This window comes from Deinococcus carri (assembly GCF_039545055.1).
GTDB lineage: Bacteria > Deinococcota > Deinococci > Deinococcales > Deinococcaceae > Deinococcus > Deinococcus carri.
Genome location: NZ_BAABRP010000005.1, coordinates 146,334 through 162,611, shown reverse-complemented (window position 1 = coordinate 162,611; position 16,278 = coordinate 146,334). Strand labels below are relative to the sequence as shown.

13 protein-coding genes are annotated in these 16,278 nt (G+C 66.8%); 9 read left to right on the top strand and 4 right to left on the bottom strand.

Annotation, left to right across the window (positions count from 1 at the left end; all coding sequences use genetic code 11):
- Positions 1 to 51: 51 nt before the first annotated feature.
- Positions 52 to 1,755: a nuclease-related domain-containing DEAD/DEAH box helicase gene (locus ABEA67_RS09155; protein WP_345464174.1), complete on the top strand. Its 1,704-nt coding sequence runs from the start codon at positions 52 to 54 to the stop codon at positions 1,753 to 1,755.
- A gap of 105 nt (positions 1,756 to 1,860) precedes the next feature.
- On the opposite strand, the gene ABEA67_RS09150 is transcribed toward ABEA67_RS09155, so the two are convergent.
- On the bottom strand, positions 1,861 to 2,268 hold the full coding sequence (locus tag ABEA67_RS09150; protein ID WP_345464170.1) for a very short patch repair endonuclease: 408 nt from the start codon (positions 2,266 to 2,268) through the stop codon (positions 1,861 to 1,863).
- Positions 2,269 to 2,361: 93 nt separating this feature from the next.
- Between ABEA67_RS09150 and ABEA67_RS09145 the strand changes: the two genes are divergently transcribed.
- Together ABEA67_RS09145 and ABEA67_RS09140 are read left to right on the top strand one after the other, a co-directional pair.
- A complete protein-coding gene (locus ABEA67_RS09145; RefSeq protein WP_345464167.1) occupies positions 2,362 to 3,543 on the top strand; it encodes a DNA cytosine methyltransferase in 1,182 nt (393 codons plus the stop codon).
- A gap of 568 nt (positions 3,544 to 4,111) precedes the next feature.
- Positions 4,112 to 7,225 carry a P-loop NTPase gene (locus ABEA67_RS09140; RefSeq protein ID WP_345464163.1) on the top strand — a complete coding sequence of 1,038 codons (3,114 nt, stop codon included), beginning with the start codon at positions 4,112 to 4,114 and terminating at the stop codon, positions 7,223 to 7,225.
- Positions 7,226 to 8,227: 1,002 nt separating this feature from the next.
- On the opposite strand, the gene ABEA67_RS09135 is transcribed toward ABEA67_RS09140, so the two are convergent.
- The 3 genes from ABEA67_RS09135 to ABEA67_RS09125 are packed head-to-tail and all read right to left on the bottom strand — an operon-like array spanning position 8,228 to position 9,599.
- Entirely contained in the window at positions 8,228 to 8,548 is a 321-nt protein-coding gene (locus tag ABEA67_RS09135) for a hypothetical protein (RefSeq protein ID WP_345464160.1), read from the bottom strand.
- Positions 8,545 to 8,784: an AbrB/MazE/SpoVT family DNA-binding domain-containing protein gene (locus tag ABEA67_RS09130; protein WP_345464157.1), complete on the bottom strand. Its 240-nt coding sequence runs from the start codon at positions 8,782 to 8,784 to the stop codon at positions 8,545 to 8,547. Before ABEA67_RS09130 ends, ABEA67_RS09135 begins: the two co-directional genes overlap by 4 nt.
- Positions 8,781 to 9,599 carry a hypothetical protein gene (locus ABEA67_RS09125; RefSeq protein WP_345464154.1) on the bottom strand — a complete coding sequence of 273 codons (819 nt, stop codon included), beginning with the start codon at positions 9,597 to 9,599 and terminating at the stop codon, positions 8,781 to 8,783. The genes ABEA67_RS09130 and ABEA67_RS09125 overlap by 4 nt, the downstream gene beginning before the upstream one ends.
- Positions 9,600 to 10,427: 828 nt before the next feature.
- Here ABEA67_RS09125 and ABEA67_RS09120 point away from each other — a divergent pair.
- Genes ABEA67_RS09120 through ABEA67_RS09095 form a run of 6 tightly spaced genes read left to right on the top strand, consistent with a single transcriptional unit; the run spans position 10,428 to position 16,248 of the window.
- Positions 10,428 to 11,222: a TnsA-like heteromeric transposase endonuclease subunit gene (locus ABEA67_RS09120; RefSeq protein WP_345464151.1), complete on the top strand. Its 795-nt coding sequence runs from the start codon at positions 10,428 to 10,430 to the stop codon at positions 11,220 to 11,222.
- Positions 11,219 to 13,453: a hypothetical protein gene (locus tag ABEA67_RS09115; protein WP_345464148.1), complete on the top strand. Its 2,235-nt coding sequence runs from the start codon at positions 11,219 to 11,221 to the stop codon at positions 13,451 to 13,453. Before ABEA67_RS09120 ends, ABEA67_RS09115 begins: the two co-directional genes overlap by 4 nt.
- Positions 13,450 to 14,517, top strand: a complete 1,068-nt coding sequence (locus tag ABEA67_RS09110; RefSeq protein WP_345464146.1) for a TniB family NTP-binding protein — start codon at positions 13,450 to 13,452, stop codon at positions 14,515 to 14,517. Before ABEA67_RS09115 ends, ABEA67_RS09110 begins: the two co-directional genes overlap by 4 nt.
- Complete coding sequence (locus ABEA67_RS09105; RefSeq protein ID WP_345464143.1) at positions 14,514 to 15,149, top strand: TniQ family protein; 636 nt, start codon at positions 14,514 to 14,516, stop codon at positions 15,147 to 15,149. Before ABEA67_RS09110 ends, ABEA67_RS09105 begins: the two co-directional genes overlap by 4 nt.
- Positions 15,146 to 15,502 (top strand): hypothetical protein, encoded by a 357-nt coding sequence (locus tag ABEA67_RS09100; protein WP_345464140.1) that lies wholly within the window; start codon positions 15,146 to 15,148, stop codon positions 15,500 to 15,502. The genes ABEA67_RS09105 and ABEA67_RS09100 overlap by 4 nt, the downstream gene beginning before the upstream one ends.
- Positions 15,457 to 16,248, top strand: a complete 792-nt coding sequence (locus tag ABEA67_RS09095; RefSeq protein WP_345464138.1) for a hypothetical protein — start codon at positions 15,457 to 15,459, stop codon at positions 16,246 to 16,248. Before ABEA67_RS09100 ends, ABEA67_RS09095 begins: the two co-directional genes overlap by 46 nt.
- Positions 16,249 to 16,278: the final 30 nt, after the last annotated feature.

Here is a 16,278-nt window from a genome sequence, read left to right as displayed (position 1 = left end):
CGGCGCACGCCCCGTGCAGGACGGCGTGCGGCTGTGCGAGACTCGGCGAACATGGAACTACGGCTTCACTGCGGGCGAATCGGCGACGTCGGCAACAGGGGCGAACGCCGCGTGCTCACCGAACTGGAGAGTGTCGGGGAACACCCGGTCGCCAAGGATTGGATCGTCCTGCACTCCGTGCGCATCAAGCCGCACACCTCTCCGAACGGTGGCGAAGTCGACCTCGCCGTCATCATGCCCGGCCGTCACACGGTGGTCCTGCTGGAGATCAAGGGCCACGAATCCGTCGAGGAGCGTGGCGAGCGCGTCCTCGTCCGTTATCAAGACGGGTCGCGTAAGGATCCGCTCGAGCAGGTGGATCGCGCGCGAGGGGACGTCCTTTCCATTTTGCAGCAGGCTCGTCGTGACGGACGTATGCGGGAGCACGTGCACGTCGCGACCGGCGTGCTCCTTCCCTTCGCGACTCTCGGGCATGCCGGTGGCATTCCGTGGGACCGCCGTCAGATCGTAGACGAACGTGAGATGCGAGGCGGAATCGTCGAAGCGATCCAGCGCGTCGCGGAGTACGGGGCGCCTGACCACCGCACGTCGGGGGCGTTGCACCCACAGGCACAGGCGTTCCTGCGTGAGCAGTTCCAACCCCGCTTCCAGCCGACGTTCGATCCGCGCAGTCTGATCGAAGCGGCGGAGCGCGAAGCGCTCGAACTCACCGAGCAGCAGTCACGGGTGATCGACAGCATCTTCGAGAACGACCATCGTCCGCACGTCGTCCACGGCCCCGCGGGCTCCGGGAAGACCGTGCTGGCGATCGACCTTCTTCACCGGTATGGGCGGGAGTTCCCTGGCGAGCGACGGTTGTTCCTCTGTTACAACACCTTCCTCGCCCAGAAGGCTCAAGGCATGAGCGATGGGCTGTTCGAGGTGTCGACCGTCCACAAGTTCATGATGGACCTCACCAAAGGTCTCTTCTCGCCTACGCAAAAAAATGCCCCCAACTTCTTCGACGAGCTCCTCCCTGAAAAGGCGACGCTGGTGGTCTGGGAAGAGGAGATCACGTACGACCTCATCGTGCTTGACGAGTACCCGGACGCCTTCTCGCTCCCAATCCTCACTTTCCTCGACAGCCTGCTGGAGGGCGGGTTCGCGGAAGGACGGTGGCATTTCCTGGGCGACATCCAACAGGACATCTTCAAAAGAGACGTGAGCGGGCGCTTCGCGGCCTTCGAAGAACAGTACTGCAAGGGCCGGGTGCCCTATCGGATGACCCTCAGGGAGAACCTGCGAAACACACGGCAGATCGCGAATCTCGGGCGGCGCGTCCTTGGGGACGACCACATCAGGCCGGTGCGTGCCGACGGCGCACCGATCGAGATCACCGGATACCAGGACCTCCCGGCGGCGGTGGAGCGCGAGGTGCGACGGTGGCTGTCGGCAGGGTATCTGCCGTCCGAGATCGTTGTGCTCACTCCCGACTCCGCTCCCCTCGACGTCGCCGTGGGTGGTCATACGATCCGGGTCCTTTCGAGCGTCGAAGAGAACTCCGCCCTAGGTCTGACGACTGCCCGGAAGTACAAAGGCTGCGAAAGTCCGGTCGTGATCCTCGTCGACCCCCAGGCGGTGAGCTGCACGAGCGACCAGCACCTCAGGCAGTTGACGTACGTGGCCGTGACTCGGGCGAAACACGGTCTGAGCGTGCTGTACCGGAGGGACCAGAAGAGCGAGTTCGATTCCCTCTTCGGCCGCCACTCGCCCTGACCCGGGACCTGCGTGCCACCCGCTGTCGGGTCGCGCGACGCCCTCGAAGCGACCTGCCGGGTCTTCCCGGCAGGTCGCCCATCGTCCGCACAGCGCGCGCAGTCTTCAAACCTCGTGTACGCGGTCGAAGACATGTGCGGCGACCTCGTCCAGCCGCTTCTTGATGTCCTTCTCCCAGACACGCAGGACCCTCCACCCGAGTGCTTCCAGGTTGGCGACGTTCTGCGCGTCGCGTTGGATGTTGCGTTCGATCTTCGCCCTCCAGAAGGGCTGGAGCTTGTCCTTCCACCCGTCGAAGTCGCGCCCGTGCCAGAAGTCGCCGTCCACGAACACGGCGACCTTCGCCCTGATGAAGACGATGTCGGGCGAACCGGGCAGGCCCTTGACGTTCTTCCTGAACCTCAAGCCGCGGCGGTGGAGCGCCGAGCGCAGGGCGAGCTCGGGAGCGGTGTCGCGTTGGCGTACGCGGCCCATCAGGGCGCTCCTCTGTTCCCTCGTCAGCTTGTCGGCCATACCGGGAAGGTAACGCAGCCGGCCCGGGCCTTCCGTGTGCCGGAAACCCTTCGCGCCGTCGTGCTCGAATGTTCTATAGTCAGAGGCAGTGAGATGATGCACACTCCTCCCCAAGGACTGTTCCGAAACGAGAACGGCGACCGGCCTGTGGTCGCCGTCGATCTGTTCTGCGGCGTGGGGGGGCTCACCTACGGTCTCCGGCACGAGGGCGTCCGGGTCGTCGCCGGGTACGACCTTGAGGGGAGCTGCAAGTACGCGTTCGAGCGCAACAATCGCGGGGCGACGTTCCACGAGAAGGACGTGACCGAGCTCACCGCCGAGGAGATCCTGTCGCACTACCCGCCCGGTGCCGTCAAGGTGCTGGTGGGCTGCGCGCCGTGCCAGCCGTACTCCTCCGCGGCAGCCAAGACGAAGATCGGCAAGGAGCAGGCGGAACTCGAAAAGGAGTGGGAGCCCCTGCGCGCGTTCCTCCGGCTCATCCTCGCGGTGGAGCCGGACGTGGTCAGCATGGAGAACGTCGTGCGCCTCGCCACGAAAGGGAAGTTCCCCGTCTATGCCGAGTTCAAGGCGCGTCTCAAGGACGCGGGCTACGACGTCCGCGAGTACAAGGTCTTCGGCCCCGACTACGGCATTCCGCAGGCGCGCCGCCGTCTGGTGCTCTTCGCCTCGAAGGGTGGTAAAGTGGTCCTCCCCAAGAAGAAGTTCTCCAAGGAGAAGTACCCCACGGCGGCCGAGGCGCTGGAGGGTCTTTCCACTCTCGAGAACGGGCACGCGGACCCCCTCGACCCGCTGCACAAGTCCTACAAGCTGGGAGAGAAGAACTTGGCCCGGGCGAAGGCGTCACGCATCAAGGGGACGTGGGCGACCTGGCCCGAGGACCTGAAACTCGCGTGCCACAAGAAGGAGACGGGAGCCTCGTACGGCTCCGTCTACGGGAGGATCGACCCCGACGCCCCTTCGCCGACCATGACCACGCAGTTCTACAACATCGGGACGGGACGTTTCGTCCACCCCACGCAGGACCGGGGGCTGAGCCTGCGCGAGGGCGCGCTCCTCCAGACCTTCCCTCGAGGTTACGAGTTCGTGGAGCCCGGTGACGAGGTCAAGTTCAAGAGGCAGGGGAGGCAGATCGGCAACGCCGTGCCCCCTGTCCTGGGGCAGGTCATCGGGCGGTCGATCATGGCTCACCTCGCCCGGGCGGAACTTGACGCCCCTTTGGCGACGCTCGGCGAAGTCGCCGCCGAGCAGCCCCAGCCTTCGGCGGCGGACGACTGACCAGGACGTGGAACCCCCAGGGGTATCGGGCTTTTTACGTCCGCAGTACTACTCGTTTCAGGCGGCGTACTGAAGTCCGGTGGGACGGTGGCGCCAGCCCAGATGTGCCGCCTGTTCCCCGTCAGAGCACCCGTCGGCACGCGAATCCATGAGGCCCGCCACCCTGCCGAGACCGGGTTTTCATCGTGGCCTGGGCGCAGGGTGGGTGTGACATCGTGCGCGTATGTAGGACGAATTCCGAAGCTGCAGACCGAGGCGGCAATCGAACGTCGGCGTACTCGGCTCGGTGTTCCGGTGCCCCTGTAGCTGAAAACCCTGTGGACCCCCTGACCGTTCTCCCCTCTGCAGACTGTCGGGTGCGTCGCGCCCCATATCGGCCCGAGGCGACTCCCGGAGACTGAATGTCGAGTGGGGTTCTAGTGTTGGTATGCTGGAGCGGCGGCACCCGACGTCGCCTGTTCGCCGTCGCCTGCTGTTGTAGATTCAAAAATCGGCACAGCAGCGCCAGCCGAAACATGATGGCCGCAGATGTTGAGGGCACTGTGGAGGTTCACTGATAACATACGGCGTGCCCGTCGTTACGCTGCCGAACCCGCTCTTACATGACCTGTCGCGTGGGCGGGTCGTCCTCTTCTTAGGTGCTGGTGCCTCCCTCGGAGCGGCCGGCCCCGGCGGCCAGACCGCGCCCACGGGGGTGCAGCTCGCCGAGCGCGTCGCCGCCCACTTCTTCCCCAATGACGGAGTCGGGGGGCAGTCGCTCGACTACATCTCCCGATTGGTGCTGCACCATTACAGCGCGGGGCAGTTGCAGGGATACATCAGGGAACTGCTCGTCAATCTCCAGCCAACGTCGGCCCACCTCAAGCTCGCAGAATTCACTTGGCAGGGGATCGTGACCACCAATTATGACCTGCTGGTCGAGCGGGCCTACGAGCGGGCGAAGCGGCCCCTGATCGTGAGACGCGTCGACGGAGACGCTGTGCAACCGCTTCCCGGGGGTGCAACGCCATATCTCAAGCTGCATGGCTGTATCGACCGGATAGGGCACGAGGATCCACCCCTGATTCTCACCCAGGAGCACTTTCTTCATTACCGCGACGGGCGCGAGGAACTGTTCAACCGCTTTGTCGACTGGGCGAAGGAGTACACCCTCGTCTTCGCTGGATTTAGCTTCAACGACTGGAACTTCGTCAGCATTCTCGACGAGCTCACCCGCAAGCTCGGGAACCACCGCAACAAGTACTATGCCGTGCGCCCAGGCGTGAATATGCTAGAGCACGGCTTGTGGAATGAGAAGCGCATCGAACTCATTGACGCGACCTTCGGCGACTTTATGGAAGCGCTGGACAGGGAACTACCTGCCGACCGCCGCTCGCTCGCCGCAGTGCTTCCCGTGCGGCACCCCATTGAGTCGCGGCTGAAGATCCGGGGCGCGCTCCCCGGGAACGTCCGCGACTTGCTGGAGGTTGCGGAATACGTGCACGAGGGAATCGGATGGCAGTCAGAACACGACCACGAGGCGCGAGACTTCTACCGAGGTGTCGAGCTGGGCTGGAAAGCCATCCGTGAGAACCTCGACGTGCCCCGGGCACTCACCTCGGACCTACTGCGAGATCTAATCGACCGTGGGGATGACGACCGTGTCAAAGGCGCCGAATTGTATGTCATCCGGGCGGCGGCCGGAGAGGGAAAGAGCGTCGTGCTGCGTCGCCTCGCCTACGACGGCGCCCGCGCCGGGGTATTGTGCCTCTTCGGCACAGGAAACCAACAGGTCGAGTTCACGCAGTTGCAGGAGTTGCATGCGCTCAGCGACGAGCGGATCTTTCTCTTCATTGACGACGCGCCCGACCATGCGGGTGAACTCGAGCGGCTCGTCCGTTTGGCCCGTAAAGAACGGCTGCCCCTCACCATCATCACCGCAGCGCGCTTCAACGAGTATCAGACTTCCGACGCGGCGCGCTTGGACAGTATCGTCAACGACTACTTCGAGCTCAAGCGGCTCCACCGGGGTGAGATTCGACAGCTCGCGCGTCTGCTGGAGAAGTACGGAGCCCTCGGCGAGCTCGAATCACTCAGCGAGGACGAGCGTGTGGAGACGATCGAGCGGACGCTCGACAGCCAACTGCTGGTCGCCCTGTACCAGGCTACGCTCGGGCGCCGTTTCCAGGACATCATTCTGGACGAATACAACGGCATCCACGGCGAGAAGGCCCGCCACCTCTACCGGGCGGTCGCGGCCCTTCACCGGCTCAGGATTCCCGTGCGGTCGGGGTTGATCGCACGCGCCTTCGACATCTCCTTCGAGGACTTCGAGCAGGAGCTGTTCGACCCGCTCAGCCACATCATCTTCACGGCGAGGGAACAGGGAGAATACGTCTACCGGACCCGCCACCCCGAGATCGCGCGCATCGTCTTCGAGCGAGCCTACGAGTACCCGGACGTCCGCTTCAACGAGTATCTCGAACTGCTCTCGCGCCTGAACACCGGCTTCTTCAGCGACACGGAGGCTTTGCGCAAGATGGTGCAGTACCGGGCAGTTCGAGAGCTGGGACTTGAGGACGATCAGGTGGAGGCGCTCTACCAGATGGCGTTCGACAGTGTCGCCTCCCATCGGGACCGAGGGTACGTGCTGCAGCAGGAGGCGCTGTATTCCATGCACCAGGAACGAGACCTAGGCCGCGCTGAGGAGCTCCTTGCGAGGGCACTGGAGATTGACCCCCGGAGGGTGGGTATCAAGCATTCTCTCGCGGAGCTGAAGGTGCGCCAGAGTGAGCAGGCCGGTAACGACGAGGAGGCCGAGGCGCTGCGCGATGAGGCGATGTCCCTCGCGCGGCAGGTGAAGGCGCAACGTGACGTCATCCTCCAGAAGTTGGGGCACATGACGATGGTGAAGGTCTACATCGCCAAAGTGCGCTGGGGACTGCAGCGCAGCCGACATGACGAGGTTCGTAGGGCAGTAGAGAGCGCCGAGTTGCTGCTTCAGGAAGGCAAGCGCGACTTCAACGACGACGGGACCTTTTCGGGACTGGAGGCTTCCCTGGCAGAGACTTTAGGGAACTCCCGCGAAGCGGGGCGTGCCCTCGTCAATGCGCTGGCGCAGAATCAGCACAACGTCCCTGTCGCTCAACGCCTCGCGAAGTGGCAGGCGAAGAACGGGAGCCCCGGAGACGCGCTCAATACCCTGCGAGAGGCGCTGAATGCGGCACCAGCCAATAAGAACCTGCACTTTCAATACGGTCTGATGCTGCATGAGCAGAACGCCGCACCTCCGGAACGCATCCTTCACCACTTCGGGCTGGCCTTCACACCCGGCGACCGCAACCACGAGGCGCAGTTCTGGTTCGCCCGCTACGCCTTCGAGTACGGCAACCCCGAGCAGCGGCAGGAGGCGCTCGAGGTCTTCAACCAACTCCGGTACGGCACGGTCGGGCACAACGAGCGCTTCAGGGTCAAGGATTATTCCAAGGAAGATGGGCAGCCGAGGCGCTTCACAGGAGTTGTCGGGGCTCGTCGGTTCAAAGATGGCGGCATCCGCCGTGACGGTGCAGGTGACCTCATCTACATGCACTCCCGCGAACTCCCCGACGAGGTGTGGGGGCTGCTTGAGCGAGGACGCCGTGTGGAGTTCTCGTTGGGCTTCAACTACGGTGGCCCCATCGCAGCGCAGGTCACACCCCTCTGAGGCCCAGTTACAGTCGAACCGGAGCGGATCAGCAGCTTGACCGGGGGTATGCCCTTTGGGACAGCTCGTCCACAGTAGGCATCTACAGCAAAAGTGTCTTGACGAGGCGGAGTCGTCAGTCGGTTGAGGGCACGGCAATGGGGTGCTCGTTCTCGACACAGTCCACCTAGCCCACCTTCCCTGGGCCGAGGGCCGTACCGATCAACCCGACACCCGGCACGTCAGGCGGCTCGGAAACGAGCGAGCCCGCCGCCGTTCAAAATTGCTTTTCCACCACCTCGGGTCGTTCTCGGCCGACCTCAGTAAGGGTACCGTTAGCCCTCCTGCTGGGGCAGGTTCTTGATTTTTGCCAACTGACCCTTTCAAAATCCGTTGCCACTTGGACTTGCGGATTTTTTTGGAGGCCACCTCAATGCGTCTGTTTTGCCAGAATGAACGTGACCTCCACAAGCCCTGTACAGCCCGTAGATAGTTGTCAGTGTCCGCGTATTCATGTCAGCACCTCAGAAAGGCACCCCTGCGGGTGCCTTTCTTCGTATTTGCAGCATGTGCTGAAGCGGCTTGAAGCGAAATGGTGGCCCATTCTCTTGTAGACGCTCTCATTGAGTAGACGTCGCATACACCATGAATACGCGGCAGCGCCGGGCTGGATCTGGTGGCAAAAGTCCGTGCTGGCCAATCTTCAACCCTATCTGTCAGTATCCGCGGATAGTTGTCAGTGGATGAGCCCCATGAAGCGGGGAAGAACGCCAGTAGGCCCCGACTCCGCCAGAGCGCGTGATGCTCGCCTCAGAACCCGCGCCGCCCTCTTCATCAAGGCCGGGCCGCTCCCCCTTTCAGGCCCACCACTGACAGAAAGTCGCGGCATTCGCAGGCAGTGAATGGGGAACTTTTGCCGTTCACGCGGGCCTGAAGACCTTGTTGTCAGTGTCCGCGGCGAGTTGTCAGTGCCCCGGGCAGAACAGAGGCGTCGCCTGAAGGTGACGCCTCTCCCTCAAGATCTCAGGGCTCCAGCATGATGACCCCCAGGAGGGCCTGCACCTCCCGCACCACCCGGGTCGGCACCGACCCCCACCACCTCGCGTGCTGGACAGGCAGGCGATCCCAGAAGTCCACCAGGACCACCCACTGGCCCGCCAGCTCCGGCACCGGCACCTCCAGGGAATTGCCCCGCGGGAAGGGTGTCAGCCACAGCACCCCCAGCCCCAGGTTCACCCGGTTGATCGCGTCGTGGCTGACGACCAGGGCCAGGCGCGGCAGCTCTCTCGAGGGCTGGCGAGTATCCACCACCAGGTCGCCCCGCCGGAAGGTCGTGGCCATCACCAGGGCCCTTCATGCTGGTTCTGCGGGGTGAGTCCCTCGACCACGGCGGCAAGGCGCCGCTGGCGCCTCGCATACAGCCTCACGCCATCGGGCGTCAGCACGGGCAGGAACTCGTCGCCCTCGTCCATGCCCAGGGCCGTCAGCAGCTTCGGGGGCCAGACCGTGACCCTGCTGCCGCCCCACCGGCCGCTCTTGATGGGCTCCAGCCCCACGCGCCCCTCTGCCTGCCGCTTCATGCGCCCACCCCCACCGGCACGTCACCCGAAGCGTGCCGGAACGCCGCCGGGTAGGCCGGGGGCAGCCGCACCGCGTGCAGCGAGGCTACCATCCGCTCGTAAGCCGCCGCGGACAGGCCATCGTGCAGCAGGTCGTCGCGGAAGACCGCCCGGCCCTCCTGCTTCAGGCCGTACGCATGCACCGCCTTCCTCCCCTGGCCGGAGAGAACTGGACGCTCCATCTTCTCCTCGTTGTTCTCCCACAGGCTGTCAAAGGGCCGGTTGATCGAGCCGTTGGTCCGCATCCAGCTGGGAGGCTCCATCCAGCCTCCCTCGCACACCGGCGCGAAGTACTGGGCGCGCAGGTCGAGTTCCCGCGGGTTGATGACCCTCGCCCCCGCCTCATCGCAGGCCAGCAGCCAGAGCTTGGTGATGCTGTTGGGATACTCCACCACGAATCGCTCGCACCCTTCCAGGGCGCCCAGCACCACCGCGGCCACTTCCCCCGCCCAGGCCTTCAGCTGCCGCTTCTCCAGCTCCTTCCCCTCGTCAGCTCCACCGGCCTGCGCCACCCGCCGCACCTGGGCGATGTGGGCAGCCACCTCGGCTGGCGTCAGGCCAAAGGCCCGGCCCGCCTGCGCCAGCATGCCCTCCCACACCTGCCCAATCAGGTCGGCCCGCTCCTCAAGAGTCTCCTCCGCGGGAGCCGGCACCACCTCCCCGCTCCCCAGCAGTCGCCACACCCCCGCCTGCTGCCGGAGCAGCGCCTGCACGTCTCCCTGCCCGTAGCCCAGCCGCCTCTCCGGCAGCCGGACTTCCAGCTCCATGTCGTTCATCTCTCCCGCCTTCCTGCCCGCTTCATGACGAAGCGGCCCAGCGCGCGGCGCGCTGCCCCTGGCAGCGCCTGCCAGGACTCAGGACGGCGTGTGGTCGAGTGCCCGCAGCGGCATGGCCCACCTCCCCGCCTGGGCGGTGGGTTCCGGGAGAGAGGCTCCTGCCTGCCAGGAGGGGCTGGGAGCCGCCTCCTTTGCGTGCCAGCAGGTGGGCCTTGTATCGTCCTCGTGTCACGGGGGACGGGATCCCAGCCAGGCTTGAAGCCATCGTACGCTTCTCGGCCGGGCAGGGAGCCCGGCTCTTTTTTTGAGGTCCTCTTCACCTCGGCAGGCACCCACGATCTCACTTTCTGGCGTCCGGAACAGGCGAAGTCCCGGCGGCCTGCCGTCCGGCCCGGCCCGGCGCCGTGCTCCAGTGCCCGGAGAGCTCGCCCGCCGGGCATCCAACTTCTGCACGCCGCCTATTTTCATCTTTCTGAACGCGCTTTTTCCCTCTCCCACGCCACTTGCTACCAGCTGAGTGCCGGGCGTACAGTGGGGCGGGGAGGGGCAGTGACACCTGTCACAGTCGAAGCACCGGGTCTCCCGCGGCGAACGGACCCCGGTGCTTCCTCGGCCTCCCGGACAGGAGAAGCCAATGTCAGGATACCGCGTTGCGCCCCGGCGCAGCGACGGCCTTGCCGTGCAGCACGTGCCCAATCGCGTCGCCGCCGGCACCCGTCGTCATCCCCCGCCCCCCGCTCCCGCCATCTCCCCCCCGGCCCAGCACCGCGTCCACCCTCCCGGTGGGTCCGCGCGGTGCTGGGCCGCCTTCTGCCCCGGGAGGCCCGCATGGACGACTGCCAGGTAACTTACGCCCCGCGGCGCCGGCAGACCGTCACCCAGCCCGCCAGCGAGCTGAGCATCCTTGACCCCGGGGACCTGCTGCCGCTGCGCCTGCACTTTGAGGGGCCCCCCGGTCAGAAGAAGCGCACCGTCCGCGACGCCGCCCGCCCCACCAACTACCGCGGTCAGACGTCCATCGGCGGAACCTACTGGTTCACCCGCACCGGTCGGCGCCTGCCCTACGCCAGCGTCCTCGAACACCTGCGCCTGCAGTACGCCGACCTGGACCCGGACACCCTGGGCGCGGTCACCCAGCCCTTCGGCCTGACCTTCTTCCACGGCGGGAAAGAACACCTGCACCTCCCCGACCTCTTCCTGCGACGCCGGGGTCGGCCCCGGCTGATCGTCGACGTTCGTCCCCGCGTCCTGCAGGGTGACCCCCGCAGCCAGCTGTTCTTCGAGACCACCCGCGAGATCGCCCGGGCGGCCGGCCTGGACTACGAGGTCTGGGGCGAACCCAGCGTTACCCAGGCCCACAATGTGCGCTTCCTGAGCGGCTTCCGCCGTCAACCGCTGGGCTTCGAGGAGGCCAGCGCCGAGGTGCTCCACCTCGCTCTGGGAGACAGCCTGACCATCGCCGAACTCGAGGCCGCCTGCTTCACCCCGCGGTATTTCGTTCGCCCCACCCTTTTTCACCTGATGTGGCACGGCGACCTCAGGTTCGACCTTGACCGGCCGCTGCGCAACCACACCCGGGTCCTGCCCGGCCCCCTCGCGCCCCGGCGCCCAGCGCCCTCATGACCCGCTCTGCCCGCGTGGAGATCGGCACCCGGCTGCGCTACGCCGGCCGGGAGTGGCTGGTCGTCGCCCAGCCCGCCCACCACCTCCGCCTGCGCGACAACGAGGGCGTGGAGATCACGGCGATCTGGGCCTCGGTGCTGCAGGCCCATGACTACGCCGTCCTGGGGCTGGAAGAGCCGCCGCTCGACCGCTACCAGACCATGTTCGACGCCCTGCCGCGGGACGTGCAGGAAAAGGCCCAGAAGCTCGCCCGCCACGTCCAGGAGGTCCTGTACGGCACCTGCGAGCGCGGCGGGCCCGTCCACCCGGACTATGACCCGGCCCTGTATTCCCAGAACGAGCGTGTTCGCCGTAAGGTCGCTGAACTCCGCGCCGAGGACCCGGCCTCAAAGGTCAGCGAGCGCCAGATTCAACGCTGGATCGCTGCCTATCAGCAGAACGGCCGCGGCATCTTCGGCCTGGTCGACCGCCGCCACCTGCGCATCGCCAGCCCGCACTCGGCGGGTGACCACCTCATCATGCGCGCGATCGACAAGGTGCAGGAGGACCTGGAGGGCCAGTCCGACGTCACCCTGGGCGAGCTGCGACGCCTCACCATCAACAAGCTCCGGGTGCAGGGCCAGCTTGCCGGGGCTGAGGGGGAGGGGCCCGGCAGGGTGCGCATGCCGGCCCGCACCAAGTTCGCCGAGCTGGTCCGCGCCACGGCTCCCACGCTGTTCAAGACCGCCCGGCAGCGCGAGAGCATCCTCTCCAACCTGAAAAAGCGGCCCTTCGGGCGCGCCCGCGGGGACCGTCCCGGGCAGGTTGTGCTGCTCGACTACACCCGCATCGACCTGATGGCGATCAGCGAGATCGACGGCAGCCCACTGCGGCTGAAGCTGCTGATCGCCATTGACCTGTGGAGCCGCGCCATCGTGAGCTGGGACCTCGTCGAGGCCGAACCCTCGGGACTGGACGCCACCCGCCTGGTCATCGGCATCCTCTTTCCCAAGCTGTGGCACCCCGACTGGCCGGGCGCCTCAAGGTGGCCCTACACCGGCGTTCCCGAGCAGATTGTCATCGAGGCGTTCGGGCTGGACGCAGACGTGCAGCTCGCGGCCTCGCCCCCCCTGCTGCCCGAGCTGCTGATCGTCGACGGCGGCAAGATCTTTATCGGCAGCCCCCTGGAAGCCCTAGCCGACGAGTTCCACTTCGACTTCCGCTTCGCCCGCCCCTTCAAGGGCAGCGACAAGGCCCACGTCGAGGCGCTGTTCGGCACCCTGCGCGAGCGCTTCGCCGAGGCCATCGTGGGCTACACGGGCCCGAGCGTCGAGCACCGTGGCCGCGAGGCCCAGCCCTACCACACCCGCACCGAGCTGATGACCCTGATCGGCGAGATGATCACCTCCGAATACAACGAGCGCGCGCACGACGCCTGCTTTGACCCCCTGCGGCCGAAGGTGAAGATCAGCCCCAACCGCATGCTCGACCTCGGCCTGCAGATGCAGGGCTTTTTCACCGTGCCCCGGTCGCGCAATGCGTACTACCTGTCCCTGCGCCGTGAGAAGCGGCGCATCGGGGAGAATGGCGTCACCATCCGCTACCGCCGTTACGACGGGCCGGAGCTCAACCCCTACCGCGGGTCGAAGTCCCCCTACCCCGAGTTGGAGGGACAGTGGCCCTTCCTGGTGGACCCGCGCGATCCCTCGTACATCTTCTTCCAGGACCCCTACCCCCCTGAGGGAGAGCAGGCCGTCTACCACGCGCTTCCCTGGGTGGATATCGACCATCCCTCACGACCCTTCCAGGATCTGCTGTACGAGTCCGCCAGCGCCGCCTTCCGGGAACACGGCTTCAACAACCACCGGGCGATGGACGACCGGCGCGACGAGCGCCGCAACCTCTACGACACCCGGGTGGCCGGGGAGAGGCAGCAGCTGCGCGGGCAGCTGATGGACGAGCTTCTGAAGCTCAACCGCAAGCCGGAGGGAGGCCAGCTGGGCCGCGCCGAGCGCAACGCGCAGTCCCGCCAGCAGGCGGCGCAGCGGGACCGCGAGGCGGCGCTCGGCGCGGAGGCCCCGCCCCCCCTGGAGCGGCCCGTCCCGCTGGAGCCCACCGAGCCCCTCACCCGGAAGGTGGTCATTCCGCATACCCGGGGGCTGCAGACGCTTGACCCGGGCGACCACGGGGGCCTCTACGACGACCTGAAGGATCTCCTGAGTGCGGAGGACGACGAGGAGGACGACCCATGACCGGCATGGACCTGAGCCGACGGCTCTTTGACGACAACAGCATCCTGACGCGCGAGGACTGGGCGGCCTACTGCGCGCACCAGTCCCCCGAACGCCCGCCCCGCCTGACCCCCGCGGAGTATGCGGCCCTGGGGGACCTGGAGCGCCGACGCTACAACCGTCGCCGAGCCGCCTGGCACGCGGACTGGGGCCTGAACACCACCAGCACGGTTGTCCTGGCGCGTCAGGAATTCGCGATCATGGCCGAGAAGAATTTCTACAGCCATGACCCGGTGAAGGATCACGTGGCCCTGAGCGGTCCGCCCACCCTGGGCAAGACCACCATCGCCCAGCTCCTGGGGCGCGACTTCGGTCGAGACGTGCGCGTCCTGCTGGAAGAACGCGGCATCGATCTTCAGGACCTCGACGAGTTCCAGCCGGTGGTCTACCTGTCCATCACCTCGGAGACGACGACCGAGACGCTCAACCGGCAGATCCTGCTGTTCCTGGGCACACCCATCTCGGTCAGCAAGCAGTACCGGAAGGGCGACCTCGAACTGGCCGTGGCCGAGGCCCTGCGCCGGCATGGCGTGCGACTGGTCATTCTCGACGACGTGCATCTGCTGCGGCCCGGACGGCGCAATACCGAGGGCGTGCACAGCTACCTCAAGGCCCTCAGCAGCCGGGCCCCCGTCATGCTGCTGATGGTCGGCATCGACCTGGAGAAGACCGACCTGTTCGAGGCCCTGCGCCACAAGGACAGAATCGAGGTTGGCCAGACTGGGGGCCGCACCACGGTGCTGCCGGTGGGCCGCTTTGCCAAGGGCAGCCCGGAGTGGATCGATCTGGTGAGCTGGGCCGATGGTCAGCTGGTGCTGCTTCACCACCAGCCCGGCCGCCTGCTGCGCCTGAAAGACTACCTGTGGAACCGCACCCAGGGCGGCATCGGCTCGTTCATGTCGCTGATCCGCCGGGTGGCCCTGAAAGCCGTGGCGACCGAGCATGAGCAGGTCAGCCGTAAGCTGATCGACCTCACCACGGCGGACTACAACGCCGAGAAGAGCAGCACCAGGAAGGCCGCATGACCGGCTGGCGCCTGCGCCCAGCGCCAACCGGGGCTGGCCGACCGCTGCCCATGCGCTGTCTCCCGGTTCCTGGCGAGAGCTTTGCAAGCTATGTGGGGCGCCTGTGCGCCTTTCAGCCGCGCATCCTGGAGATGTCACCCACCACGATGCTGGCCCGCATCGGCCTGCTGCCGCAGGAGGACCACCGGGCCTTCCTGCCCGGCTACGGGCTGATGCTGACCCCGGAGCACCGGAGCACCTTCGCCCGGGTGACCCGCCTGAACGAACAGACCGTGGCTGCCCTGCTGCTCACCCACTACGTGGGCGTCTGTCTGGAGCTGCCCGACCTGGACCCCGCCAGCTCCGACTTTGCGCGCCGAACCGGGCATGCGAACTGGGTCTACCTGACCGGCACCCACGTCGGTCCCTGTTGCCTGGCCCAGCCCGCGGCCACCCCGTGGCCGGATGGGGACCCCCTCACCCGGGCCTGGCTGCTCGCCTGGAAGCTGCCCTGGACCTTTCTGTGCTTGACCCACCAGCGCTTCCTGCTGGGGTCTGCCCGGGCTGCGGGAAGCGCCCGGGCGATCAGCGTACAGAACTGGGGGCCATGCCACGCTTCCGCACCCACGCGGCCCGGCCCGGCATCTGCATGAATCCTGCCCCGCAGGGCCGCAGCAGCCCGGGCGTCTCGGCCTCCTGCGGCTGGGACCTCACCCAGGTTCCCACCACCGCGGTGACCCAGCGTCGTCTGCTGGACGCGCAGCGCACGGTGAACCGGCTGCTCGCCGGCGAAGGGCTGCCGGTGGCTGGCCAGCCCACCCCGCCGCTGGAGATCTTCGGTCACCTGCGCTCACTGGTCAGTCTGGCGCTCCATGTGGCACAGCCCACGGACCTGGGAGCGCTGCAGGCCGAGGTGCAGGCGGCCTTCGAGGAGCATGCCGATCCGGGAACGCGGCGGATATGGCCGGGCGCCTGGCACCCCTGGCGGCCCGCGCCCGGGAGGTGAAGGGCAGCCAGGTCCGGCAGCTCGCCACCTACTTCCACTTCGGGGGGATGCTCGCCGGAGCCTACGACGCCTCCCTCGCGGACCGATCCCACCTGCGGCGCCGGCTGGGCCGCGACGCCCACGCCCGGCCGGCCTATGCCTTCACCCCGGACCATGTGCCCCCCGAGCTGTGGCCGAAGGTCTACCGGGAGCGCTTTGCTCTCTTCCTGACAGAGAGCGACCTGACGGAGACCTCGGGGCGCCGCTTCGTCTCGATGGTGCTGGTGCAGCTCGTGTCCTCGCTGGACCGGGTGGGGGCGGCGCGGGCGCTGGGCCTGCCCCCCTCGCACGCGGGTGGCCTGTACAACAAGGCGATGGGCGTGGTGCGCAGCCGGGGGCACACCGCCGCCTTTGACGAGCAGGTGCGCGCCGTGGCGGCGGAGCTCTCAGTCCGGCCGGACCGGGTGGACTACAGCGCCCGGCGCCGCCTGCTGGCCGACTTCCGGGAATTGACCCCGCAGCAGTGGGCCGGGTTGGGCGTCACCGGGCTGGCCGGCACGCCCGTCAGGCGACGCAACGCGGCTGCCTGGGTCTGGTCGCAGCTCACGCTGCGGGATGCAAAGAATTCGCCGGCGCTGTCGTCCCGGAACAGCACGCAACGGGAATCGCACCGTGAGGTGTACCGCCGCTTCCGGGACGGGGACCTGGAGAGGCTGCGACCGGCCCTGGAACGGCTGGCGGAGGAGGTGCAGGCCGGACTGGGCTGAAAGCCTGCAAGGCGTGCGGGCAACCCTGGG